At 49.7% G+C, this 296-nt stretch carries 2 tRNA genes; both read left to right on the forward strand.

Annotated elements, in window-relative coordinates:
• Positions 1 to 3 precede the first annotated feature (3 nt).
• Positions 4 to 77, forward strand: a tRNA-Met gene (locus Q1B07_RS26925).
• A gap of 59 nt (positions 78 to 136) precedes the next feature.
• Positions 137 to 210 (forward strand) — tRNA-Ile (locus Q1B07_RS26930).
• The last annotated feature ends 86 nt before the right edge of the window (positions 211 to 296 follow it).

Consider the following 296-nt stretch of genomic DNA (forward strand, 5'->3'; position numbering starts at 1 on the left):
TTTGGCGGTGTAGCTCAGCTGGCTAGAGCGTACGGTTCATACCCGTGAGGTCGTGGGTTCGATTCCCTCCGCCGCTATAGAAATATAATAAGGCTATCAATTTGTACTTGAAATTGACAGTTTTAATTTGTTGATTGGACCCTTAGCTCAGTTGGTTAGAGCAGACGGCTCATAACCGTCCGGTCGTAGGTTCGAGTCCTACAGGGTCCATTGTAATAAGGAGGAATACCCAAGTCCGGCTGAAGGGATCGGTCTTGAAAACCGACAGGGGTGTCAAAGCCCGCGGGGGTTCGAAT

This window comes from uncultured Metabacillus sp. (assembly GCF_947503125.1).
Lineage (GTDB): Bacteria > Bacillota > Bacilli > Bacillales > Bacillaceae > Metabacillus.